The organism is Magnetofaba australis IT-1, from assembly GCF_002109495.1.
Lineage (GTDB): Bacteria > Pseudomonadota > Magnetococcia > Magnetococcales > Magnetococcaceae > Magnetofaba > Magnetofaba australis.
The window spans coordinates 496,460-519,733 of sequence record NZ_LVJN01000020.1; the positions used below are offsets into that span (position 1 = coordinate 496,460).

Genomic DNA, 23,274 nt, shown 5'->3' on the forward strand with positions numbered 1-23,274 from the left:
TAAGCGGGTCCAGGGCGGAGCCCTGGCGGATTATTAAGGCGGAGCCTTAATATCTAATTTTTTGAAATCGCGCCCCTTTTCAAAGAAAAATTGCGCAGCAATTTTGTGGGGCGCTTCCTGACTCAATTTGCTCCGGCAAATTGAGAGAGGGGTCTGGGGAAGCTTCCCTAGTATGCCGCCAAAGGCGGCGGTTTTGTCCTTGCGCCGAACATCGCCAAAAGGGCGGTTTTGTCCTTGCGCCGAACATCGCCAAAAGGGCGGTTTTGTCCTTGCGCCGAACATCGCCAAAAGGGCGGTTTTGGCCTCGCTCCCAACTTCGTCAACGGGGCGGTTCTGGTCTAGCGCAAAGAGCGTGCCCGTGAAATTTTCCCGCACACACTTTTCCCCCTCGCCGGATGGCGGCTTTTACTGCATTCGCCGTCCTGCGGACGACAGCGCTGCGCGCCTGCTCACCGCCGTTTCCCCGACGGCCTCCTTGCGGGCTCGTCGTTCCTGCTCACTCTGCAGCCCTGTAACAGGCTCGCACTCTGTTCAGCGGGGAAACGGCTTAAAGATTAAAGATATTGAGGGCTCTGCCCTCAAACTCCCGAAAAGAAAAAGCCAAACCTTGGGGCGCCGCCCCAAACCCCGCTGGGGGCGCGGCCCCCAGACCCCGCCGCCGACCAGTCGGCGGCCAATAGATACACTGGCTCGGCCTCATTCCCGCACACACTTTTATACTGTGCTGGCTCAGTTAACTCTGTGGCGAGAGCAGCTTCAGCGCAACCTTGATCAACTCGCCCAAATCCTCAATATCGCCGCTGTTCAGCGCCTTGGCCAGGGCCGCATCCGCTTGGTTACGCTTATAACCCAAATTCACCAACGCCGACGCCGCCTCCTCACGCAATCCCACCGGCGCGGCAAAGCCCATCTCGCCCCCAGGCAAGGCAACGCCGCCAGGAGCCGCAAAGCCCCCCAACGCCGCCATCTTCTCCTTCAGCTCCATGGCGATGCGCTGCGCCCCCTTCTTACCCACCCCCGGCGCCCGTGAAATCGCCGTGATGTCGCCATTGGCAATGGCCTGCGCCAAAGCGTCCGCCGGATGGGTGGAGAGCAGCGCCAAAGCGATCTTCGCCCCCACACCGCTCACTGATGTGAGCAAGCCAAATAGCCGCTTCTGCTTCTCCTCATGGAAGCCATACAGGTGGAAAGCGTCCTCGCGCACCACCGTGATGGTGAAGAGTTGCGCCGATTCACCCAACGGCGGCAATGCCGAGTAGGTGGAGAGCGGGATGAACACCCGGTAGCCCACGCCGCCCACGTCGAGAATGGCGTAATCAGGCTGTTTGTCGGCAACGGTTCCGCGAAGGTGTGCGATCATGAGCGTTGATTGGGCATCAAAAAACGTGGAGGACAGGAGATCCGTATTCGTTGAGCGCATCAGCATCATACTGGCGCGCGGACCGTGGGAGAAGTGGCGGCGTGTATCGCCCATGCTTGGGCTCTTCGCGCAACTTTGCTAGGGTTTCGTAAACCCATTTGGAAATACGCAACAGATTTGGGTCGTGCGCATAAGAAGCGCCAGTTGTTCGATACAATGAGCAGGAGAGTAAAATGAGAAATTTAAATCGTAAAACGTTTTCCCGCATGGCGCTGGCGGGTTTGGGGGTGGCCGGTGCGCTGATTTTCACTCCACACGCGCACGCGCACCATCCGTTTGCGGCGGAATATTCTCGCCAACACCCCGTGACCCTCAGTGGCGTCGTCACCAAAGTGGCGTGGACCAATCCGCATATCCATCTCTATATGAACGTGAGGAGCGCCGAGTCAGGCAAGGTGAGTAACTGGACAGTGGAGATGGGGGCGCCGCATCTGCTGCAACGGCGCGGATGGCGTCGCAATACGCTGACTACCGGAACCCAAATTACAGTGGATGGATTTTTGGCGCGAAATGGCTCAAGCAGAATCAACGCACAAAGCGTTACGCTGATGGGGGGCGTGAAGCTGGATGCGGGCAGTTCGCAGTTGGATCGCAATACCGACAATTAATCATAACCCATAGGACTGAAAGCGAAGGGGCTGATGGGAAAAGTCGATTTAAAGAAAGAGCTTAAATCCCTCTATGCGGCATCGCAAAAGAGCCACGCGTTGGTCAACGTTCCGGCCATGAACTTCCTCATGATTGATGGCCAGGGCGATCCCAATACCCGCCAGCGTTTGCCGAAGCCATTGAGGCGCTCTTCGCGGTGGCCTATGGGCTGAAGTTCGCGATTAAAAAGGGGCCGGAGGCTGTCGATTATGGCGTCATGCCGCTGGAAGGGCTGTGGTGGAGCGACGATATGGCCGACTTCGCCACCGGCAACAGAGCAGCGTGGCGCTGGACCCTGATGATCATGCAGCCGCAGTGGATTACCCCGGAATTGGTTACGCAGACCATGGCTGAGGTGGCCAGCAAGAAGGCGCCGCCCGCGCTGGAGTCGATGCGCTTTGAGTCGTTGCATGAAGGACCCAGCGCGCAGATTCTCCATGTCGGTCCCTACAGCGCCGAGGCGCCGACCATTGAAGGGCTACACGCCTTTATCGCCGAGCAGGGGCGTCAGCGGCGCGGCAAGCACCATGAAATCTATCTGAATGACGCCCGCCGCACCGCGCCGGAGAAGCTCAAGACCCTCATTCGGCAACCCGTCGCATAACATGTGCGCAGCCCAGGCGGGAGAGTCGAAGGGTGGCGTGTGTGTGGTTTGAGCGCTCTGCGGCCATCGTGCTGATAGCCGCAGAGCGTGCGCTGAAGGGGGCGCGCCCGGCGCGCAGCCGGGCGTTGGCGTTATTCCACCACGGCGTAGGTGCGTTCGTTCTTCTCATCCCACTTGAGGATGACCGTGCTGATGTTGCACAGATTGATGTCGTGCCACACCACCTCTTCCCCATCGGGATAGACGGCCAGAAAATCCCACAAGCAGGCTTCGGTATCGCGGGCAAAGGTGATGGTGACCGAGTCCATATCCGGCAGTTGATCCCGCCCCAGAATATCCTCTTCCCAGTTTTGACTACTGGCGGGGGAGGCGAAGAACTGGTCGATGGGGTCGCCGGTCTGGTTGACCAGCATAAAGTCCTGTTGACCCGCAAAGGCGGGGGCGGCAAGGCTGAAACAGAGTGCGAGGAAAGCGGCAAAACCCAGCTTTTTCATTCTCATTCTCCTGGATACAACGACGTCGGCAAATCGCCGGAAAGCGTGTGCGGCGCACCAAGGGAGATCGCCGCATCACGCCAGAGATACGCACAAGGAGGGGCGCAGCGCCCACGGACGAGAGAGATCCCGTTGCCCGCAACTCCTGTGTGGATATTGCCAAATTGCACACAAGCCGTCCATCACCAACATGCGCAGGTTGCAGATTGCCAACGAGGCATGTAAATTTACAATTTTTGTCGTGTTAAATTCGAGGCTTGCGTGGGAAACGGCTGAGGAGGGGAGAGTCAGGCGAGTTTGATGCCCGCGATGGCGGCGTTGGCGCGTTGATTCCAAGCGGCCTGGTTGACATGGCAGAGGCTAACAGCCAGGGCGTCGGCGGCGTCCTGGGCGGGGATCTTGGGTAGGCAGAGCAGCATGCGCATCATCTCCTGCACCTGCTTTTTGTCGGCCTTGCCGTAGCCCACCACCGCTTTTTTAATCTGCATGGGGGTGTATTCGGCCACCGGCAGCGCCGCCGCGCCCGCCGCCACAATGGCGGCGCCGCGGGCATGGCCCAGGACCAGCGCGCTGCGCACGTTCTGCGATACAAACACCTCTTCCACCGCCACGGCGTGGGGCTTGTGTTCGGCGATCACCTCGGAGAGGTCGGCAAAGATGCGGCTCAGGCGATCGGGCAGGGGCGCGCCGGACTTCTGACGCACGCAGCCGTGGGCGATGTGGAGGGCGCGCTGTCCGTCGCCCTCCACCACGCCCCAGCCCAAGACGTTGCTGCCGGGGTCAATGCCCAGCACGCGCAGCATGGCGGCCATAGAACATCCTTGTGAGAGAAAATCGCGCCTTATTCGAGCTTTTCCATGATCTCGTCAGGGATGTCGAAGTTGGCGTAGACGTGTTGCACGTCATCGTTGTCTTCAAGCATCTCCATGAGCTTGAGCATGGTGGCGGCGGGCTTCTCTTCGGTGATCTCGGTGGTGTTCTGCGGGCGCATGGTGGCCTCGGCGGAGACCGGCTTGTCATAGCCGGCTTCGGCCAGCGCTTCCTGCACGTCGGAGAGATCCTCCGGCGCAGTGATCACCTCAAACGAGCCGTCGGCGTTGACGATATCCTCGGCGCCCGCTTCCAGCGCCGCTTCCATCAGTTCATCTTCGTCGATGCCCTCGGCGTCGAACACAATCTGGCCTTTGTGGTCGAACATGAAGGCCACGCAGCCAGAGGTGCCCATGTTGCCGCCATATTTATTGAAGATATGGCGCACGTCGGCCACGGTGCGGTTGTTATTGTCGGTGAGGGTGTCGACGATGATGGCGGCGCCCGCCGGGCCGTAGCCCTCAAAACGGGTCTCCACGTAATCCACGCCGTCCAACTCGCCCGCGCCGCGCTTGATCGCTTTGTCGATGGTGTCCTTAGGCATGTTCTGCGCCCGCGCCGCCGTCACCCCCGCACGCAGGCGCGGGTTGGCGTTGATGTCGCTGCCGCCCATGCGCGAAGCCACCGTGATCTCTTTGATCAACTTGGTGAAGATCTTACCGCGCTTGGCGTCCTGCGCGCCTTTGCGATGCTTGATATTGGCCCATTTACTATGTCCAGCCATGTCGCAACTCCCGTTGATGATAGGGGATAATTCGAGTGCCAGTCCCGCGCCGCAGGCAAATGGCTTTGCGCTGGGCAGGAAAAAGGAGAATAATCCTCCATTCTAGCGCCAATCGCAGCTTGTTCTCAAGGCGTGGATTCGCCACTGCTCATCTGCTGTGCGTCTGGCGCAGGGAAGCTGAGAAGATTGGGAGAATGAAAGATGTTGGGGCTCCGCCCCAAACCCGGCCAGGGCTTTGCCCTGGACCCAGCCGGGCTCTGCCCGGCGCCCGCGAGGGCTCTGCCCTCGACCCGCCAGGGAAATGATTTCCCTGGACCCTCGTGAGTTTGGCTATCGCGCCTTGCCGACTCATGTGCGTGTTTCTCTTGTCTCCATGCGACGTTGATCACTATGTCTCTGCTGCTGCCTCAAGCGCCGGTTAATCTGCGCTATAAACAGTTCAAAAACGCCCAGCAATGCACCCATTGCGGCTACTGCCTTCCCGTCTGTCCCACCTATCGGGTGGAGAATGTGGAGACGCAATCCCCACGCGGGCGCGTCTCCGCCGTGTTGGCGCTGGCCTCTGGCGAACTCGAACCGCAGGAGGCGGTGGATCTGCTGGCCCACTGCATCGGCTGTCGCGCCTGCCACGCCGCCTGCCCGGTGGGGGTTCGACCCGGCAAGCTCTCGCTGCAAGCGCGCTCCTTGGCGCCGCTGGAGTCGGGGCGCTTTGAGACGTGGCTGCACGCCATCACCGATTCCGCCAAATTGGCGCGCATGGCCAGTCGCGCGCTGGATCTGGCGGTGAGTCTGGGCGCGCCGCGCTGGCCGCTGGGTCCGTTGAAACGGATCGCCAAGCTGATTCCCCAGCACCGACCCAAGCCGCCCGCGGCCACTGTGGAGGGGGCGGGCGATGAGGTGGTGTTGCTATCGGGCTGCATGGCGCGGCTGTTTATGCCCCATGTGGCGGAGTCCGCCGCCAATGTGTTGCGCAGCATGGGATTCCGCGTGCGGTTGGTGAGTGATTTTGGTTGCTGTGGCGCGCCACACCGGGAGCGGGGCGACAAGGCGACGCTGCACAACAATGTGGAGCGGGTGCTGGACGCGGTGGCGATTGCGGGTCCAGAGACCACGGTGATTACCGACTCCAGTGTGTGCGCCATTACCATTCGCGCCTATGGCAAGTCGCTGCCCAAGGATCACGCCCGGCGTGGCGAGGCGGAGGGGTTGTCTGGTCGGGTGAAGGAGTTCACCGAGTTCCTGGCCGAACATGTGGCGCAACTGCCTGCGGGCGCGCCGGGGTCGGGGGATGATCTGGCGTGGCACGATCACTGTCAGGCGCGCTTTGGATTGGACATTGTTGAGCCGCCGCGTGTGGTGCTGGATCGCTGCTTCCCGGGGTGGCGCGATGTGCCGGAGAATGGGCAGTGTTGCGGCGCGGGGGGCGAGTACATGCTGCGGCATGGGGCGCGTAGCGCGAAGATTCGCGCCGAGAAGCTGGCGTGTGTGGCGCAGACGGGCGCGGGGACGGTGACGGGGGTGAATCCGGGCTGCTTGGTGAATATGGGCGCGGGGGGCGACAAGCAGACGCGGCACTTGGCGGAGTTGCTGGCGGAGCATGTCCGGGGAGCCGGTACAAAGTAAAAGTGTGTAGGTTGTCTCCAGCTTGGCGCTATTTTTGCGGTAGGCGCTTCTAGCGGATGAGTTTTGCTACAAAATGGTTTCCTGCGAGGATGGTTATGGATATTCACGCCAGTCTGATTGATCAGCGCCTGACAGGCATTCTTGAAGAGCATCCAGAATGGTTTGTGCAGTTTGGCGATGCCGATAAAAAGCGCTCATCCGCTTTTGTCCTCCTCTGTATGGCCACGCTACTGGATCTTCCGCTTGAAGATTCGTTGGATTTGATTACGGAAGGCGGCAATGACGTCGGCGTGGATGGCTTGCATGTTGGTGAGGTGGAGGACGGTGAGTTCCATGTAACGTTATTTCAGGGAAAGTATAAGAAAAACTTAAAGGGAGATGCAAATTTCCCTGAAAATGGCGTTAAGCAAATGATTAATACTGTCGGCGCGCTATTTGATCCAGTGCGCACCTTCGATATGAATGAAAAGATTGCGCCAAGGATTGAAGAGATCCGTTCGTTAATCCGGGATGGATATATTCCTGTTGTCCGTATTGTTCTTTGCAATAATGGGTTGCGGTGGAAAGATGCTGCGCAGGAGTGGATTGACCAGAGTGGGTTCCCGGAGGAACAGGTTCGATGGGTTCATTTGAATCACGAAACAATCGTGGATGTGTTGCGGCAGCAGAAGCCAGTAAATGAGTCGCTTAGATTGGAGGGCGAGGCGGTCGTTGAGGCGTTCAAATTTCGCCGGGTTTTGATTGGTAAGGCTCCGGTTGTTGAAATTGCTGAATTGTTCAAGCGCAATGGTGATCGTTTGCTGGAGAGGAATATTCGGCGATATCTTGGCTTGCAATCCAATCGCGTGAATACGGCTATTCACGATACGCTTTCTCATGCCGAAAAAAGAGAGAATTTTTATTTCTTCAATAATGGAATTACGATCATATGCAATAAATTTCGCCACAATGCTCTTCAGAGTTCAAGCTATCAAGTAAAGCTGGAGGATATGCAAATTATTAATGGTGGACAGACCAGCAAAACGATTCAGCAGACGTTGGAGAACGAGCAAGATCTTTCTGTTTTTACAAACGTGTATGTCATGGTCCGAATCTACGAGTTGGAGGAGGAGGATCAGGATTTCGTTGCTGATATCACCTATGCCACCAACAGCCAGAACCCTGTTGATCTACGTGATTTACGCTCCAATGATCCCATACAGAAAGATTTGGAGAATGGTCTTAAGGAGCTAGGATACACCTATAGGCGCAAAAGCGGCGGTAGTGCAGGCGGCGCCCAGGTGATCACCAGCGCGATTCTGGCGGAATCTGTGCTGGCGATATGGCGGGATAAGCCGCATCAAGCAAAGTTCCGCCGTAAAGAGCATTTTGGGAAGTTGTACGACCTCATATTTAAGGGATTGAATCCTGCGCAGGCGTTATTTGCCGTACTGATTTTTCGTTTTGTGGAGAATGAACGGAAACGTCCGACGATATCCAATCCTCCAATTTATTTGCCATATGCGTCGCATTTTTTGGCGATGTGTGTAGGAAAGTTGTTTTTGGCTGATAAGCAAATGAAGTTGGAATCTATTTCACACTTAAATATTAGAGAGATACAGCAAGATTTTGAGGCCATGAAAGGTTGGATCTATGTGGCCTCTGTGGCGCTTACCACAGGTGCGCTTGATCAACTCTATGGGGGGCAGAGTGTCTCTCTGCAACAATTGTCTGCGACTTTTCGGCGCGGTGACCTTCTTGCATATCTTGTCGCCAATCTTGCCAGGGGTGACAAAGAATTACTTGAGGGTATGATTAGAAGGCATTTACCGTAATGTTTTCCCAAACAGCATGGAAAACGTGTAGAGCAGGTTTTCCCATCAGTTAATGTCCCGGGTTATAGCGCCAATTCTGCTAAAATTTCTTGTGCAGGATAAGCTGCATACTCCTCCACAGCCCCGGAGCGATTGATCCAGCTGGTCTGAAACCCAAACGACGCCGCCCCGGCGATATCCCAGCGATTGGACGAGCAGAACGCGATCTGCTCGCGCTCCAAGCCCAGCGCATCCACCGCCAGTTGATAGACCTCCGGCGCGGTTTTGAATTTCTGCGCCGCATCCGCTGAGAGCAAGTGATCCAGATGCGGCGCCAGTCCCGCCTGCTCAACCGTATAGCGTAGCGTGGCCAAATCGCCATTGGAGAGAATGGCGGTGGGCAATCCGCGCGCGCGCAGGGATTGCAACGCGGGAATGGCGTCGTCAAAGGCCGGGCAGCAGCGGAACGCCTCCATCAATGCGGCGCGCTTGTCGCCGATCTCCACCCCACACAGCGCCGCCGCCGTGGTCAGCGCGTCATCGGTCAACTGCCAGAACGAGCGATAGCGCCCCATCAGGGTGTATGTCCAGCTGTACTCCAGCTGCTTGACGCGCCACCAGGTGGGCAATTGCGCCGCATTCGGCCCCAACGCCGCCACATGGGCGCTCATGGCGGCGTTGACGTCCAGCAGCGTCCCGTAGGCGTCGAACACGTAGGCGCGAATCTCAGCGGCCATGGAGCGGCTCCGAGCGGCTTGCGGTTAGCGGAACAGGGCGGTGACGCGCTTGGCGTAGGTCGCCGCCATTTCGCCGGGTTCGTCGCCCACCCAGGCGTTGTTGGCCAGATCGTACTGGAACGCCTTGTAGTCGCCGCTGGGCTTGCCCTTGGCGTCGCCCGCTTTCATCACCCGCGCATACAGGGCGCACACGGGGGAGGCGGGATCGAAGCCCACGCCCATCTCCGAGCCATTGAGCTTGAAGGTTTTCAGGCGGCTCAGATCGCGTTGATGGCCGGAGATCAGCGCGCACCACACCATGGGCTCATAGCAGCTTTTGGCGCGGATCTGGGTCAGCTTCTGGGTGATGCAGGCGCAGGCGCGACGGGCGTCGTCAGCGGGCAGGCTGGCGCGATTCTTCTGGAAGTCATCGCAGGTGCAGGACATCTGCGCCGGATTGATGGTGACCGGCGCGTCGTTATTCAAGGGATCTTTGCCCTGGTACTCTTTGTCGAACTTATCCGGCAGAGCGGGCAGTGTGAGCGGCGGGGCATCGGGGTAGGCGATGCCGCTTGCAGCGGGCGCGCTCTTGGCTGATTTGGCTGGCGCTTTTGCGGGGTTTTTCGTGGCCGCTGCTGGCTTGGCTTTGGCCTCAGCCTCCTGCTTGGCTTTGGCTTCGGCGTCGGTTTTGGCTTTGGCTTTGGCCTCAGCCTCCTGCTTGGCTTTGGCTTCGGCGTCGGCCTTGGCTTTGGCCTCAGCCTCCTGCTTGGCTTTGGCTTCGGCGTCGGTTTTGGCTTTGGCCTCAGCCTCCTGCTTGGCTTTGGCTTCGGCGTCGGCCTTGGCTTTGGCTTCAGCCTCCTGCTTGGCCTTGGCTTCGGCGTCGGCCTTGGCTTTGGCTTCAGCCTTGGCTTTGGCCTCAGCCTCCTGCTTGGCCTTGGCTTCGGCGTCGGCCTTGGCTTTGGCCTCAGCCTCCTGCTTGGCCTTGGCTTCGGCGTCGGCCTTGGCTTTGGCCTCAGCCTCCTGCTTGGCATTGGCCTCGGTTACAGTCTTTGAGGGCGCCGGCAGCGGCGCGCTGGTCTTATCATCGGACGCCTCGCTATAGCGGTCGCGTACATACCAAATGACAAACCAAGCCAATAACCCGCCAACCAGGAGTAATGGATCCATCGCTCTTCCCCTCGGGACTGTGCAACCTCTTCGCAAAAAAAAGTGATGCGAATCGGCGCGCAGCTTCAGGCGATTCGCGTCATGAGAGTCCATTAAAACCATCACGCGCTTACAGGTCAAAGTATTGTGCGAGTTTGCGCATTGTTTCAGGGGATATATGCTGGAAAATAACTGCAAAAGAGCGCTGGGTAAGGTGTCTGCCGGACCCCCCGTGTGAGTATTGATTTGACAAGCATACTGTTGTAAATTATTTGCAACACGATTTACCTTTTGTTGACAAATGCTTTCGCCGTCCCAGTCGGTCCGGGATTCGGGCCATTTTTGCTGGGATTTGTACACGGCGCGTGGGGGCGCGTCACACTTTTGCGGATCGGACCGGATCGGATCGCCATGGCATCCCATGTCAATCTCCTGCGAGACGCCAGCGAAGAGAACCTTCCTGCGACCCTCAAGAACATGCAGCAAGCGCTGCCGATCCTGGATATTGTCAAAACCATCATTTTGGCAATCGACCGGAAAGGTCGGATCATCTACCTCAACCCCACGGGCCATCAGCTGCTTGGCCATGAGATCGGCGCGCTCATCGGGCGCGACTGGTTCGATGTCGCCATCTCTCCCAATCGTCGACAGCAGACCCGTGAGGCGCTGGCGCGCATCGTGCGCGACAATACTGAACTGAACCACTACGTAGAACACGACGTGGTGTGCGCCGATGGCCGCATGCGGCTGATCGCCTGGCACAACACCGTGGTGCGGGAAGCTGATGGCGAAGTGTGCGGCGTGTTCTGCTCCGGCGCCGACATCACCGATCAGCGCGATGCGCGCATTGCGCTGCGTATGGCCGACCTCTCGATTAATAGCGCGCGCGAAGCGATCTTCTGGCTCACCGAAGAGGGGCGCATCCACTTCATCAATGCGGCGGCGGCGGTGTTGTTGGGGCGGCCGCGTGGGCAACTGGTGGATATGCGATTGTCCGAACTGGAGGAGGGGTTGGACGAGGCCGGTTGGCAAGCGCGTTGGGAGAGGCTGCAGCAGAGCGGGTCCTGGACACTGGAAGGGTTGTGGCGCAACGCCCGCGGGGTTGGCGTGCCGGTGGAGAGCAACGCCGCCCACATCCGCTTCGAAGGGGTCGACTACGCCTTGGTGGTGGCGCGGGATATCCGTCAGCGTCGCGACGCAGAAGAGAAGCTGCACACCGTGGCGCAGACCTTCCATCAAGCCATGATGGACGCCGAAGATCATGTGGCTCTCACCCGCAAAGCGTTCGCCAGCGCTATCGAGGGCGTGGTGGTGGTGGGGGCCGATGGCTATATTGAGTCAGTCAATCCCGCATTTACCGAAATTACTGGCTACAGCGCCGAGGAGGCGTTGGACTCTTCGCCGGCGCTGCTACACCACGATCACCACGGGCAAGGGTTCTTTAACGCCATGTGGGAGGAGATCGAACGCACCGGATCCTGGGTGGGTGAGGTGTGGAACCGCAGGCGCGATGGCGAGTCCTTTCCGCAGCGTTTGGCCCTCACCGCCATTCGCGGCAGTGACGGCGAGATCAACCACTATGTGGCTGTGATCCACGACATGACCGAACTGCGGCGCAGCGAGCAAGAGCTGCACATGCAGACTTTCTACGATGCGCTCACCGGACTGCCCAACCGCAGTCTGTTCAAGGATCGTCTGGCGCACTCGTTGCGGCAGGCGTCGCGCATGAACGAACAGATGGCGATTCTGTTCGTCAATCTGGACCTGTTCAAAAAGATCAATGACAGCCTGGGCCACGCTTGTGGCGATGAGCTGCTGCGCTTGATCGCCGGACGCTTCAAGTCGCGTCTGCGCGATGGCGATACTGCCTGCCGTTTGGGCGGCGACGAGTTCGCGGTGCTGATTGAGAACCTGGAGCAGGCGCAGGATGCGGTGATGGTGACGCAGAAACTGTTCGACGCAGTGGAGCAGCCGTTCCAGATTCGTGGCCATGAGGCGCACATCACCCTGAGCGTGGGCATCAGCCTCTATCCCGCCGATGGCGAAGACGCCGAGGCGCTCTTGCGCACCGCCGATATGGCCATGACTCGGGCCAAGCAGGCCGGTCGCAACAACTTCCAGTTCTACACCGCCGCCATGGACACCCAGGCGCTGGAGCGCTTGCGCATCGAAAACCAACTGCGTCATGCGTTGGTGAATGAGGAGTTCGTGCTCCACTATCAACCCAAGGTGGAGCTTTCCAGCGGGCGAGTGGTGAGCATGGAGGCGCTGGTGCGCTGGCAAAAACCCGATGGCGCCATGGTGCCGCCGGGCGTCTTTATCCCGGTGGCCGAAGAGACGGCGTTGATTGGCCCGATGGGGGATTGGATTCTGCGCGCCGCCTGTTTGCAGACGCGGCAGTGGGTGGAGAGTGGCTATGATCACCTGCGTGTAGCGGTCAACATCTCAGCGCGGCAGTTCCAGCAGCGCGACTTCGTGCAGCAGGTGCAGGCGGTGTTGGAGGATACCGGCCTCAACCCCCGTCACCTGGAGCTGGAGATCACCGAAAGCTTGATGATGGTGGACGTGGAGCAGGCCATTGAGAGCCTGAGCCAGCTCAAGGCGCTGGGGCTGTGCATGTCGGTGGACGACTTCGGCACCGGTTACTCGTCGCTCAGCTATCTGAAACGCTTCCCCATCCACGCGCTTAAGATCGACCAGTCCTTCGTGCGTGAGATCACCACCGACGCCGATGACGCCGCCATCGTTTCGGCCATTGTCTCTATGGCGCACAATCTCAATCTGGAGGTGGTGGCCGAAGGGGTGGAGACCGCCGAGCATCTGGAGTTTCTGAAAAAGCTCCAGTGCGAGGAGATCCAGGGCTACTACTTCAGCAAGCCGCTTGACGCCAAAGCCTTCACTGAATTGCTAAAGTCTGGCAGGTCTCTGTAGAGCTTATTGCCCGCCCAAGTAAGCGGCGCGCACCTCGGGGTCGTCCAGCAGCGCGCGGCCATTGCCGGATAGGGTGATGCGCCCATTTACCAGCACATAGCCCCGGTCGGCCAGGCGCAACGCCTGGTTGGCGTTCTGCTCCACCAGAAAGATGGTGGTCCCCTGCTTGGCGATGGCGCGCAGGGCGGCGAAAATCTGCTGAATGATCAGCGGGGCCAATCCCAAGGAGGGTTCGTCCAGCAGCAGCAGGCGTGGACGACACATCAAGGCGCGGCCAATGGCCAACATCTGCTGCTCACCGCCGGAGAGGGTTCCGGCGCGCTGGTTGGCGCGCTCCTTCAGGCGCGGGAACAGATCGTGAATCCAATCCAACATCTCTTCGTCGCTGCGTCCGTCCGGGCGCTCACTGATCCCCTCCAGCGGCGTTAAGCCCATAATCAGATTCTCCGCCACCGTCATATCCGGGAAGATGCGTCGTCCCTCGGGCGCTTGGGAGACGCCCAGGCGGGCAATGTGGTGGGTGGGCAGGTGGGTGATCTCACGCCCTTCGAATACAATCCGCCCCTGGTGCGCGCGCGGATTGCCGAAGATGGTCATCAGCAGCGTCGATTTGCCCGCGCCATTGGCTCCGATCAGGGTGACGATCTCGCCCGTATTGACGTGCAGCGACACCGTGTCCAGCGCCTGAATCGGTCCATAGGCGGCGCTCACCTCTTCGAGGAGGAGAATCGCATCCGGTTGGTCGGGGAGTGGCTTGGTCATAGTTTATTAGAGCAATTTGGGATGATGGAAGATATCGAGGGCTTTGCCCTCGAGCTCCCCTGAAAGACAAAACCTTGGGGCGCCGCCCCAAACCCCGCTTAAGGGTCACAGGCCCTTAAGAATCCAGCCTCCGGCCAGCCGGAGGCCAATAGATACCCTTGGCTCGACCGCTTTCCCACAAACATTTTTACTCCGCGCTGGCCTCAACCCCGAGGTACGCCTCCAGCACCACCGGATCTTTGCTTACCTCGTCCGGCTTGCCCTGGGCGATCACCTCGCCATGGTCCAGCACCACCACATGGTCGGAGATCTCCATCACCAACCCCATGTCGTGTTCAATCAGAAACACCGTGACGCCATGTTCATCACGCAAGCGGCGGATGATGGTCGACAGCGCCTCGGTCTCGCGGGGATTGAGCCCGGCGGCGGGCTCGTCCAGGCAGATCAGTTTGGGGCCGGTGCAGAGCGCACGGGCGATCTCCAACCGCCGCTGGTGTCCATAGGGGAGCTCCCCGGCCAGCCGGTTGGCGGCGTCCGCCAGATCCAACTGCTCCAGCCAGTAAGCGGCGCGGGCGATGGCCTCACGCTCGGAGCGGCGGAAGCCTGGGCTCTTGATGATGCCCGCAATGGGATTGCGATTGACCTGCTGATGCTGCGCCACCAGCAGATTCTCCATCACCGTCATTTCGCGGAACAGGCGGATGTTCTGGAATGTGCGCGCCACCCCGGCGCGGGCCACCCGGTGGGAGCCGCCGAACAGTTTGAAGTAGAGTTTGCGCGGAATGCGCCCTGGCGCGGTGAAATCTGTGGCTCGGAGCGGCTCGCCCAACACCGCGACCAGATTCACCGGGGTCTTGCCCGGCGGTTGCAGACGCATCTGGCCGAGGGTGGGCTTATAGAAACCGGTGACGCAGTTGAACAGGGTGGTCTTGCCTGCCCCATTGGGGCCGATCAAGGCGGTGATGGAGCCCGGCGCGACATCAAACGAGACGTTGGAGAGCGCCGTCAGTCCGCCAAAGATCATGGAGAGATCGCGAATCTCCAGCAGCGAGGCGCTCATGATTGCGCCTCCGGAGCCGACTTGGTCGATTTGGGCAGAGCGAACGACGGGCGGCGCAGTTTCAGCAGACCGCGGGGGCGCCAGGTCATCATCACCACCATGGCGAGGCCGAACAGCAGCACGCGGTAAGCGGCGAACTCACGCAGGAGCTCCGGCAACACGGTGAGGGTGACGGCGGCGATGATCACCCCCACCACTGAGCCCAAGCCGCCCAGCACCACAATGGCCAGGATCAGCGCCGATTCAAAGAAGGTGAACGAGGTGGGGTTGACGAAGCCCTGCGATCCAGCGAAGAAGACGCCGCCGACGCCGCCCACCATGGCCCCGGTGGCGAACGCCGAGAGCTTGACGGTGACGTGGTTGATGCCCAGCGAGCGGCAGGCGATCTCATCTTCGCGCAGCGCCTCCCAGGCGCGGCCAATGGGCATTTTGCGCAGTCGCTGCACGACGTGGATCAGCGCCAGCACCACCACCAGCAGCGCCAGATAGAGGAAGACATAGCGCGCCGCGCGGTTGTAGCTGACGTCGAACCACTGGCCGAAGAATTCATGATAGGGCGTACCACCCTGCTTGGCGCGACGGGTGAATTCGATGCCGAACAGGGTCGGGGCCGGTGCGGAGACGCCGTTGGGGCCGCCGGTGAATTGGGCCCAGTTATTGAGCGCCAGTCGGATGATCTCGCCAAAGCCCAAGGTGACGATGGCCAGATAGTCGCCGTGCATGCGCAACACGGGGAAGCCCAGCACCATGCCGAACAGCGCCGCCAGGAAGGCCGAAAAGGGCAGCGCCTCCCAGAAGCTCAGTCCCAGATATTGATGGCCCAGGGCGTAGCCGTAGGCGCCCACCGCGTAGAAGGCGACGAAGCCCAGGTCCAGCAGTCCCGCCAGCCCCACCACGATGTTCAAACCCAACCCCAGCAGCACGTAGATCAGCGCCAGAATCGCCACCGTGATCCAGTACTTGGAGAGCATGAATGGCAGCGCGAAGGCGGTGGCGATCACCAGCAGGGTGAGGATGACGTGGTGGACGCGGCGCCCCTTGTCCACCACCACCGCCGGGCCGCTGCGGGTGAAGCGGCGCTCCAGCCACGGCCCCAAGCGTGGGTGCAGGAACAGCGCAGCGATGACGAAGCGTCCTACAAACACCACGCCCGCCAGAATGAAGGCGCGGCTCCAGTGGGACTCCAGTTCATAGCCGGAGAGGGTGAGGCCGACGATGGGGCCGAACAGCAGCAGCGCGGCGGCGCCCGCGCGGGCGGCCTCGTTCAATACCCCTTTCCAGCTGTGTGCGGCGTTGCTCATGTCACACCTTCTCCACCGCCGGGCGACCCAACAGGCCGCTGGGGCGGAAAATCAGCACCAACACCAGAATGGAGAAGGCGAACACGTCTTTGTAGTCGGTGTTGACGAAGCCGGAGAAGAGGGATTCGCACAGCCCCAGCACCAGACCGCCCAGCATCGCCCCGGGCAGGGAGCCGATGCCCCCCAGCACGGCGGCGGTGAACGCCTTGATGCCGGTGACAAAGCCGATGTGGAAGTCGAACGAGCCGTAGTTGAGGGTCACCAGCACCCCGGCCACCGCCGCCATGGCCGCACCGATGACGAACACCAGGGAGATGGTGCGGTCGGTGTTGACCCCCAATAGCTGCGCCATGGTGATGTCCTGTTGGGTGGCGCGGCAGGCGCGCCCCAGGGCGGTGCGCTGGATGATCCAGGTGAGCACGCCCATGGAGATCAGGCTGACGATGACGATGAGGGACTGAATGTAGGTGATCTGGACGAAGTGCTCATCGGAGCCGAAGCGGAACGCCCCTTCAATGAGGGCGGGGGCGCCCTGGTTGCGGCTGCCTTGGGAGAGGCGCACGTAGTTCTGCAACACCAGCGACATGCCGATGGCGCTGATCAGCGGCGCCAGACGGTTGGAGCCGCGCAGGGGGCGATAGGCGATGCGCTCGATAACATAGCCATACAGTCCGGTGAAGACGATGGCCAGAATCAGGGTGAGCAGCAGAGCCAGGGCCACGGAGTTGAGGCCGAAACTCAGGAGGACGGCGAGGAAGATCGCGGTCAGGTAGGCGGAGATCATGTAGATTTCGCCATGGGCGAAATTGATCATGCCGATGATGCCGTAGACCATGGTGTAGCCGACGGCGATCAACCCATAAATGGCGCCCAGCACCAGTCCGTTGACCAGTTGCTGGGCGATGACATACCCATCCATGACCGCGACCCCAAGCTAACGCTTAGTCCATCTGCTCGTATTTGCCGTCGTCATTCCATTTGTACATGACATAGTCGGAGACCTTCAGGTCGCCTTTGGCGTCCCAGCTCTTCGGCCCCATCACGGTCTGCGCGCCGTGGGTCTTCAGCCACTTGGCCAGCTTGTCGGCGTCGGTGGTCTTGGTCCCGGCGATGGCTTGGGTGATGGATTGAATCACCGCGTAGGAGTAGAGGGTGTAGCCTTCGGGCTCATACCCGGCGGCGCGGAACTTCTCCACCAGGGCCTTGCCGGCGGCGATGCGGCGGGGGTCGGCGCCGAAGGTCATGAAGACGTTCTTCACGTATTGGGGACCGCCCGCAGCCAGCACGAACTCTTCAGAGACGATGCCGTCGCCGGAGACGAAGGGGGCGTCGATGCCCTGTTCGCGCATCTGCCGCACCAGCGGACCGGCCTCGGCGTGCAGGCCGCCGAAGTAGACGGCGTCGGATTTCGCCGCCTTCACTTTGGTCACCAGGGCGTTGAAGTCCTTCTCGCCCTGGGTCAGCCCTTCATACAGAACCGGCTGGAGCCCCAGGGATTTCATGTGCGCCATCATGGCGTCGGCCAGGCCCTTGCCGTAGACGGTCTTGTCGTGCAGCACTGCGATGTTTTTGGCTTTGAGCGTATTGATGACGAACTCGGCGCCCACCACGCCCTGCTGGTCGTCACGACCACACATGCGGAAGATAGTGGGGATGCCGCGATCGGTCACCTGCGGGTTGGTGGAGCCGTGGGTCATCTGCAGCACCCCGGCGTCGGCGTAGACCTCCGAGGAGGGCATGGTGGAGGAGGAGCAGAAGTGCCCGGCCACAGCGACGATGCCGTCGTTATCCACCAGTCGGTTGGCCACCGCCACCGCCTGTTTCGGCTCACAGGCGTCGTCGCCTTTGGCCAGTTCGATCATCTTACCCATCACGCCGCCTGCGGCGTTGATGTCCTTGGCGGCCTGTTCGGCGCCGCGCCATTGCTGTTCGCCAAACGCCGCATAGGCGCCGCTGAAGGGACCGGCCACGCCGATCTTGATGGTCTCCGCCGCGCTGGCGGCGTGAGCGGCGAACAGGGCGGTCGCGCCAGCGACCAGGGAGAGAAACGCGCGAGAGCTGGGGTGCATGGTTGGGTCATCCCTTAGCGATGGGGTGAATTGATTCGGCGGGACGGACGCTGCGATTTTCAGGGCTTGCGTGGTCCGCCGCGCGCTGGCAAATCGTCGATCATGATGAACGGCGCGTCACATAATGTCCAGTCATGGCGGCTTTTGTGTGACGCAGGGGTGGTCAAATTGCGCGGCTTATCGCACAATGCGCCACATATGCAGGATGGATTTTATTTGGTGGTGGGGAGTTCCGGAAATGGTGCAAATAGACGAAGGCGTGCTGGGGTCGATCCGGCTGTTTCGCGGGGTGCCGCGCGAGGCGGTGGAGAAGCTGTTGGCGGTGGCCAGCGAGCAGGAGCTGGATACGGGCAATCTGCTGCTCTCGCCGCAGTGGAGCAACGACGCCATGTTCATTGTGCTGGAAGGGTCGCTGTCGGTGCGCTTTGGCGGCGTCGACTATCCCGAGGCGCGGGTGATTCCTGAAGGCGGCTCGGTGGGGGAGATCTCCATTCTCGACCGCAAGACGCCGTCGGCGTTCGTGGTGGCGCGGGAGCCGACCCGAGTGCTCTCGATCCGTGAAGCGCAACTGTGGGATGTGATCGACGATAGCGGCCGGGTGGCGGGCAATCTGCTGCGCATGCTTTCGCAGTGGTTGCGCGACAACACGGTGAGCATTGTCGAACTGGAACAGATGGTGGTGGCGCGCACGCGCAAGATTGAAGAGACCAAGCAGGAGATCATCAACCGCTTGGGCCGCGCGGCGGAGTACAAGGATAACGAGACCAGTCAGCATATTCGTCGTATGCAGCTCTATTGCGGCGCCATTGGCCGGGTCATTGGCCTCAACGCCAAGGCGGTGGCTACGTTGACTGCTGCTGCGCCCATGCACGACGTGGGCAAGATCGGCATCCCGGACAATATTCTGATCAAACAGGGTAAGCTCAACGAGTCGGAGTTTGAGCTGGTCAAGAGCCATCCCACCATTGGCGCGGCGATTCTGGAGGGGTACAGCGAGGAGCCGCTGATCAGCGCGCGGCAGATCGCTTTGACTCACCATGAAAAGTGGGATGGAACGGGGTATCCCAATGGCTTGAAGGGCGATGAGATTCCGTTGTATGGGCGCATTGCCGCCATTGCGGATGTGTTTGACGCGCTGACTTCCAAGCGTCCGTTCAAGGAGGCGTGGCCGGTGTCGGTGGCGATGCAGTACATCATCAGCCAGAGCGGCGTTCATTTTGATCCCAAGTTGGTGAAGGCGTTGACGGAGGCGCTGCCGGAGATGGAGATCATTCAAAGCGAGCACCCGGATCCGTAAACTTGGCCGCCGACTGGTCGGCGGCGGGGTCTGGGGGCCGCTGCCCCCAGCGGGTGTGGGCGGCGCCCACGGTGTTGTAGTGGCAGTAGTCTTTGCCGTTTCCCCATTGAACAGAGGCGGCGCCAGTAGGAAGTTGGATAAGAAGCGCAGAGCAACGAGCTTGCACGGAGGCCGTCGGGGAAACGGCAGGTGAGCAGGCCCGTAGGGCCGTCGTCCGCAGGACGGCGAACTGCACTAAAACTTGACTCCTGGGAAAGTCAAAAAGTGTTTGCGGGGAGTAGATTGCAGATGCTCTGATAAAGAGCTTAGATCATATCAATTAAGAGGCTGTCCCTGGAATTAAAGGACTGACGTATGGACTTGTTCAACAACCTCTCCATCAACCTCAAAGCCGCCGGCCCGGCGGCGGTCATCATCGTTTGGATTCTCGCCGTCACTACCCTGGGGCTATGGGGAGATGGCGAGATTGCTGAGGGCGCCTTTCAGTTACTCGCCATCGCTGGTGGCATGATTCTCGTGACTTTGGCGGCAAAAGCCTGACTAAGGGGAAATTAAGGGGGCATCAATGGGGAAGTGAATTCCGGGTGAATTCCGAGGACTGAATTCCGGGTGAATTCTGAGGACTGAATTCCGGGTGAATTCCGAGGACTGAATTCCGGGTGAATTCCGAGGACTGGACTGAATTCAGGGGACGGTCACTTAATTAAACCTCTTTCCCCAAACACTTTTTGACTTTCCCTGGTGTGGAGATTTAGAGCAGTTCGCCGTCCTGCGGACGACGGCCCTGCGGGCCTGCTCACCTGCCGTTTCCCCTTTTTCCTTTGTGCGGGCTCGGCGCTTCCAGCTTCACAATCAGCTTCCTGCTGGCGCCGCCCTTGTTCAATGGGGAAACGGCAAAAGCAAAGGACACTGCCAAACCTTGGGGCGCTGCCCCAAACCCCGCTGGGGGCAGCGGCCCCCAGACCCCGCCGCCGACCAGTCGGCGGCTGACTCGGTCACTCCGCGCGCCAGGGGGCGTTCTCACTCAACCGACGCCACAGGCGCTCATGCCACGGCTCCACCGGCTCGGGCGGCGGCGCAGGCTTAACCTCCTCCGGCCACGGCTGCAGCTCCTTGGGCGCAAACAGCACCAACCGCGCGCCAGGCTGCTTCAGCGAACCCGCCGTGCGCTCGGCGTTAAAACCATACCCCTGGAACCAATCCACCCGTCCCGCCCCGCGAATCGCCCCCCCAGTATCCTGATTCACCACCAAACGACTCACCGGACGCCAGCCGTTGGGAGTGAGAGCGTCCGCGCTGGCGAAAGTGGGTAGTTCCGAATGCAATAGCGCAGGCGCCCCACGAGGGAACAGGCGGTGGTCAGTAGCGATGCTGTAGCCGCCAGTGAGCGAGACGCCAATATTGCCATATGGCCCGCCTTCAGTCTCACGGAAGAAGACGTAAGAGGGGTTCTGGTTCAGCAGCCAGTCGCGCCGTTGCGGATTGGCCTCAAGCCAGTCGCGAATCGCCTCCAGAGACATCTTCTCCCGAGGAATGGCGCCGTTCTCAATTAGCGCGCGACCCACGGCGAAGTAGGGGCGGCCATTGGCTCCGGCGTAACCCACGCGCATGCCGCCGCCTTCCGCCAACTCCACCCGACCAGACCCCTGAATGTGCAGGAAGAAGGCGTCCACCGGACTATCCACCCACACCAGCTCCAACCCACGCCCGGAAAGCTTCTGCTTGTCGTCAATGGCGGCGCGGTCATGGTAGGGGCGCAGACGATCCCCCTTCACCAACCCCATGACGCGCTTGTTGGGCAGCTTGGCGGAGAAGTCGCGCAGACGCACGGTGATCAGATCGTCAGGCTTTTTGTATAGCGGGTAGGCGTGCTTGTCCGAGCGCGTGCGCGAACCCTTGAGCGACGCCTCATAGTAGCCGGTGACCATCACTTCGCCCGCGTGGTCGGAACCGACGCTGCGGAACGGTTTGGCCTTGTCGCGCAATGCCTTGTGAAGTTGCGCCGGATCACCGGACTCAGCGGCTTGGGCAAGCTCCTCGCACAGCGCAGCCAACTGTCCGGCGGTGGCGCTGTAGCCGCCAAAACGGTATTTGGCGGTGCGCGGGCGTTTATGATAGTACCCCGCGCTGCCGCGCAGGGCGTCGGCCCAGTTCTTCAGCGCCTCGGCGTCATCGGCAAACGCGCCCACTTCAGTCCACTCAATGGGCTCCAATGCGGACGCCGCGCTCAGGGGCGGCGGCGGCGGAGGGGGTGGCGGCGGTTCCGGCTGCGCCAACAGCCACAACACCCCACCCAGCGCCGCCGAGGGCGCCCAAAACAGCAAAGCGCGCAACAAACGCAAGGGCTTACTCCTGGGCGGCGGCCTGATCGGGTTGCTGAATGGCGGTCAGACGCCAAGCGTCCACGCCGCCCCCCGCCGCGCGGGTGAAGGTCCAGTATTCGCAGATCTGCTGCGGGGCGTCGCGATCACCCTCCACCACCGCGCCGGAGGCGTTCTCTACATACTCGGTGAGGGTGGCGTCAAAGCGCACGGTGATGAAGTGGGCGCTGGCCTCGGCCCACGCTTCGGTGACGGCGGCGTCGTCGATGCGCGGATCCTCCACCACCTCACGCAGCCCCTGGGCGCGCATCTGCTGCAGTTGTCCGCTCACCTGCGCCAGCATCGGCTCGGTGAGCCAGGCGCGCAACTTCTCCACATCGCCATCGGCCCAGGCGTCCTGCAGCAGACCAAAGCAGTGTTTGGCGCCGTCGATGAAATCAAATTCGTTGAAGTGCGCATCGTCGCGGGCGATGGCGGCCAAGCCGTTCTGCAGATCATCGCGGGCGTCGTCCTGGGGCTCCGCAGCGTCAGCGCCACCGAAAGTCGCGCCCTGGCGCGCCAGGGGCTCGGCTTGCGGTTCAGGCTCGGGGGCGTAGTCGTAGCGTCCGCCAGCAGTCTGCATCGCCTCAGCCTGACCGCCACGCGGGTCGAAACCGCCGCCGTGACGAGGCTGCTCGGCGCCGCCCATCTGACGCGATTTAAACCAGCGCAGGCCAAACCAGATCAAGCCGCCGATGAGCAGAATCTCCAGCAGGCCGATGCCGCCCGCGCCCAAGCCGCCGCCAAACAGCAGCGAGCCGATGGCGCCGCCCAGCAGCAGTCCGCCCAGCATGCCGCCGAAGCCGCCCAGAATGCCGCCGCGACGCTGTTGCGCCGGGGCCATCTGCGGTTTGGCGCTCTGCTGCTGACGCTGATAGGAGAAGCTCTGACGGCTGGGCTGCTGTGGCGTCATGAACGAGCGCGAGCCGCGCGAGCCGAACGAGCTGCTGCGCCCCATGCGCGCATCGGCGTCATCGGGGAGTACGGTCATGGCGGCAAAACCCAGGGTCAGGGTGATGCCCAGCAGGGCGAACCAGCGATATGGACGCATGGCGGAGATCCTCAAAATCGTTGAAATGTATGCGAGTGGTGAATTTGGTCTACTGTGCTAACAGATTGCGCCGCCCCGGTCCAGGATCGTGTCCGGGAAAATAGTGGGGCGGCGCATGAGGGGGAACATCACCTATAACGCGGGCGACGCGGATTCCCGTCGCGGCGGGAATCGCTATTCGTCATCCTTGTCACGGCCCCACATCGCGGGCATATCCTCGCGCGGTTTGAAGCGCGCTTTGGCGGCCTCGCCGGAGAGCGCGGCGCGTTCGCGCTCCAGTCCGCTCTGTAGCGCCCAGATGATGAAATTGTCGGCGTCTTCCAGACGCTCCAGGGCGTCGGCCAACTCTTCGGGCAGGGACAGGGTGCGGCTGCGCATATGATCTCTCCTAAACATCTCTTGTCT

The 23,274-nt window shown here is 60.9% G+C and carries 23 protein-coding genes; 8 read left to right on the forward strand and 15 right to left on the reverse strand.

Annotation, left to right across the window (positions count from 1 at the left end):
- Positions 1-33: 33 nt before the first annotated feature.
- Together MAIT1_RS14450 and ruvA are read right to left on the reverse strand one after the other, a co-directional pair.
- Positions 34-375: a hypothetical protein gene (locus MAIT1_RS14450; RefSeq protein ID WP_085444021.1), complete on the reverse strand. Its 342-nt coding sequence runs from the start codon at positions 373-375 to the stop codon at positions 34-36.
- A gap of 358 nt (positions 376-733) precedes the next feature.
- Positions 734-1,474 (reverse strand): Holliday junction branch migration protein RuvA, encoded by a 741-nt coding sequence (gene ruvA / locus MAIT1_RS14455; RefSeq protein ID WP_198947904.1) that lies wholly within the window; start codon positions 1,472-1,474, stop codon positions 734-736.
- Positions 1,475-1,626: 152 nt separating this feature from the next.
- Here ruvA and MAIT1_RS14460 point away from each other — a divergent pair, with 152 nt between their 5' ends.
- From MAIT1_RS14460 to MAIT1_RS14465, 3 genes are read left to right on the forward strand one after another with little or no spacing between them, the layout of a single operon-like run.
- A complete protein-coding gene (locus tag MAIT1_RS14460; RefSeq protein ID WP_085444022.1) occupies positions 1,627-2,028 on the forward strand; it encodes a DUF6152 family protein in 402 nt (133 codons plus the stop codon).
- A 33-nt stretch (positions 2,029-2,061) separates the two neighbouring features.
- Positions 2,062-2,241, forward strand: a complete 180-nt coding sequence (locus MAIT1_RS22065) for a hypothetical protein (protein WP_198947905.1) — start codon at positions 2,062-2,064, stop codon at positions 2,239-2,241.
- Entirely contained in the window at positions 2,226-2,672 is a 447-nt protein-coding gene (locus tag MAIT1_RS14465; RefSeq protein WP_241893486.1) for a GyrI-like domain-containing protein, read from the forward strand. The genes MAIT1_RS22065 and MAIT1_RS14465 overlap by 16 nt, the downstream gene beginning before the upstream one ends.
- Before the next feature lie 131 nt (positions 2,673-2,803).
- On the opposite strand, the gene MAIT1_RS14470 is transcribed toward MAIT1_RS14465, so the two are convergent.
- The 3 genes from MAIT1_RS14470 to MAIT1_RS14480 all read right to left on the reverse strand — a co-directional run bounded on the left by MAIT1_RS14470 (position 2,804) and on the right by MAIT1_RS14480 (position 4,760).
- Positions 2,804-3,166, reverse strand: coding sequence for a hypothetical protein (locus tag MAIT1_RS14470; protein WP_085444023.1), 363 nt, complete (start codon positions 3,164-3,166; stop codon positions 2,804-2,806).
- A gap of 287 nt (positions 3,167-3,453) precedes the next feature.
- Positions 3,454-3,966, reverse strand: a complete 513-nt coding sequence (ruvC, locus tag MAIT1_RS14475) for a crossover junction endodeoxyribonuclease RuvC (RefSeq protein WP_085445634.1) — start codon at positions 3,964-3,966, stop codon at positions 3,454-3,456.
- 41 nt (positions 3,967-4,007) lie between these two features.
- Positions 4,008-4,760, reverse strand: coding sequence for a YebC/PmpR family DNA-binding transcriptional regulator (locus MAIT1_RS14480; protein ID WP_085444024.1), 753 nt, complete (start codon positions 4,758-4,760; stop codon positions 4,008-4,010).
- Between the two features lie 390 nt (positions 4,761-5,150).
- Between MAIT1_RS14480 and MAIT1_RS14485 the strand changes: the two genes are divergently transcribed.
- Together MAIT1_RS14485 and MAIT1_RS14490 are read left to right on the forward strand one after the other, a co-directional pair.
- Positions 5,151-6,383: a (Fe-S)-binding protein gene (locus tag MAIT1_RS14485; protein WP_085444025.1), complete on the forward strand. Its 1,233-nt coding sequence runs from the start codon at positions 5,151-5,153 to the stop codon at positions 6,381-6,383.
- 95 nt (positions 6,384-6,478) lie between these two features.
- Positions 6,479-8,197, forward strand: coding sequence for an AIPR family protein (locus tag MAIT1_RS14490; RefSeq protein ID WP_085445661.1), 1,719 nt, complete (start codon positions 6,479-6,481; stop codon positions 8,195-8,197).
- A gap of 62 nt (positions 8,198-8,259) precedes the next feature.
- On the opposite strand, the gene MAIT1_RS14495 is transcribed toward MAIT1_RS14490, so the two are convergent.
- Both MAIT1_RS14495 and MAIT1_RS22070 read right to left on the reverse strand, forming a co-directional pair.
- Positions 8,260-8,913: a haloacid dehalogenase type II gene (locus MAIT1_RS14495; RefSeq protein WP_085444026.1), complete on the reverse strand. Its 654-nt coding sequence runs from the start codon at positions 8,911-8,913 to the stop codon at positions 8,260-8,262.
- 24 nt (positions 8,914-8,937) lie between these two features.
- Positions 8,938-10,059, reverse strand: a complete 1,122-nt coding sequence (locus MAIT1_RS22070; RefSeq protein ID WP_198947907.1) for a hypothetical protein — start codon at positions 10,057-10,059, stop codon at positions 8,938-8,940.
- Positions 10,060-10,449: 390 nt separating this feature from the next.
- Here MAIT1_RS22070 and MAIT1_RS14505 point away from each other — a divergent pair, with 390 nt between their 5' ends.
- Positions 10,450-12,969, forward strand: coding sequence for a sensor domain-containing protein (locus MAIT1_RS14505; protein ID WP_085444027.1), 2,520 nt, complete (start codon positions 10,450-10,452; stop codon positions 12,967-12,969).
- A gap of 3 nt (positions 12,970-12,972) precedes the next feature.
- Here the strand turns inward: MAIT1_RS14505 and MAIT1_RS14510 are convergent, their stop codons facing one another.
- The 5 genes from MAIT1_RS14510 to MAIT1_RS14530 form a co-directional block, all read right to left on the reverse strand.
- Positions 12,973-13,731: an ABC transporter ATP-binding protein gene (locus tag MAIT1_RS14510; RefSeq protein WP_085444028.1), complete on the reverse strand. Its 759-nt coding sequence runs from the start codon at positions 13,729-13,731 to the stop codon at positions 12,973-12,975.
- A gap of 187 nt (positions 13,732-13,918) precedes the next feature.
- Positions 13,919-14,791 carry an ABC transporter ATP-binding protein gene (locus tag MAIT1_RS14515; RefSeq protein WP_085444029.1) on the reverse strand — a complete coding sequence of 291 codons (873 nt, stop codon included), beginning with the start codon at positions 14,789-14,791 and terminating at the stop codon, positions 13,919-13,921.
- The gene (gene livM / locus MAIT1_RS14520; RefSeq protein ID WP_085444030.1) at positions 14,788-16,092 is read right to left on the reverse strand and encodes a high-affinity branched-chain amino acid ABC transporter permease LivM; all 1,305 of its coding nucleotides are present in this window, start codon (positions 16,090-16,092) and stop codon (positions 14,788-14,790) included. Before livM ends, MAIT1_RS14515 begins: the two co-directional genes overlap by 4 nt.
- A 1-nt stretch (position 16,093) precedes the next feature.
- On the reverse strand, positions 16,094-17,011 hold the full coding sequence (locus MAIT1_RS14525; protein WP_085444031.1) for an ABC transporter permease subunit: 918 nt from the start codon (positions 17,009-17,011) through the stop codon (positions 16,094-16,096).
- Positions 17,012-17,033: 22 nt separating this feature from the next.
- Positions 17,034-18,161 (reverse strand): branched-chain amino acid ABC transporter substrate-binding protein, encoded by a 1,128-nt coding sequence (locus MAIT1_RS14530; protein WP_085444032.1) that lies wholly within the window; start codon positions 18,159-18,161, stop codon positions 17,034-17,036.
- Between the two features lie 238 nt (positions 18,162-18,399).
- On the opposite strand from MAIT1_RS14530, the gene MAIT1_RS14535 reads away from it, so the two are divergent.
- Entirely contained in the window at positions 18,400-19,458 is a 1,059-nt protein-coding gene (locus tag MAIT1_RS14535; RefSeq protein ID WP_158089518.1) for an HD domain-containing phosphohydrolase, read from the forward strand.
- A gap of 354 nt (positions 19,459-19,812) precedes the next feature.
- Positions 19,813-19,998 carry a hypothetical protein gene (locus tag MAIT1_RS14540; RefSeq protein ID WP_085444034.1) on the forward strand — a complete coding sequence of 62 codons (186 nt, stop codon included), beginning with the start codon at positions 19,813-19,815 and terminating at the stop codon, positions 19,996-19,998.
- A gap of 455 nt (positions 19,999-20,453) precedes the next feature.
- On the opposite strand, the gene mltA is transcribed toward MAIT1_RS14540, so the two are convergent.
- The 3 genes from mltA to MAIT1_RS14555 all read right to left on the reverse strand — a co-directional run bounded on the left by mltA (position 20,454) and on the right by MAIT1_RS14555 (position 23,247).
- On the reverse strand, positions 20,454-21,800 hold the full coding sequence (gene mltA / locus MAIT1_RS14545; RefSeq protein ID WP_085444035.1) for a murein transglycosylase A: 1,347 nt from the start codon (positions 21,798-21,800) through the stop codon (positions 20,454-20,456).
- 4 nt (positions 21,801-21,804) lie between these two features.
- Positions 21,805-22,869 carry a Tim44 domain-containing protein gene (locus MAIT1_RS14550; protein WP_085444036.1) on the reverse strand — a complete coding sequence of 355 codons (1,065 nt, stop codon included), beginning with the start codon at positions 22,867-22,869 and terminating at the stop codon, positions 21,805-21,807.
- 174 nt (positions 22,870-23,043) lie between these two features.
- Positions 23,044-23,247: a hypothetical protein gene (locus MAIT1_RS14555; protein WP_085444037.1), complete on the reverse strand. Its 204-nt coding sequence runs from the start codon at positions 23,245-23,247 to the stop codon at positions 23,044-23,046.
- Between the last annotated feature and the right edge of the window lie 27 nt (positions 23,248-23,274).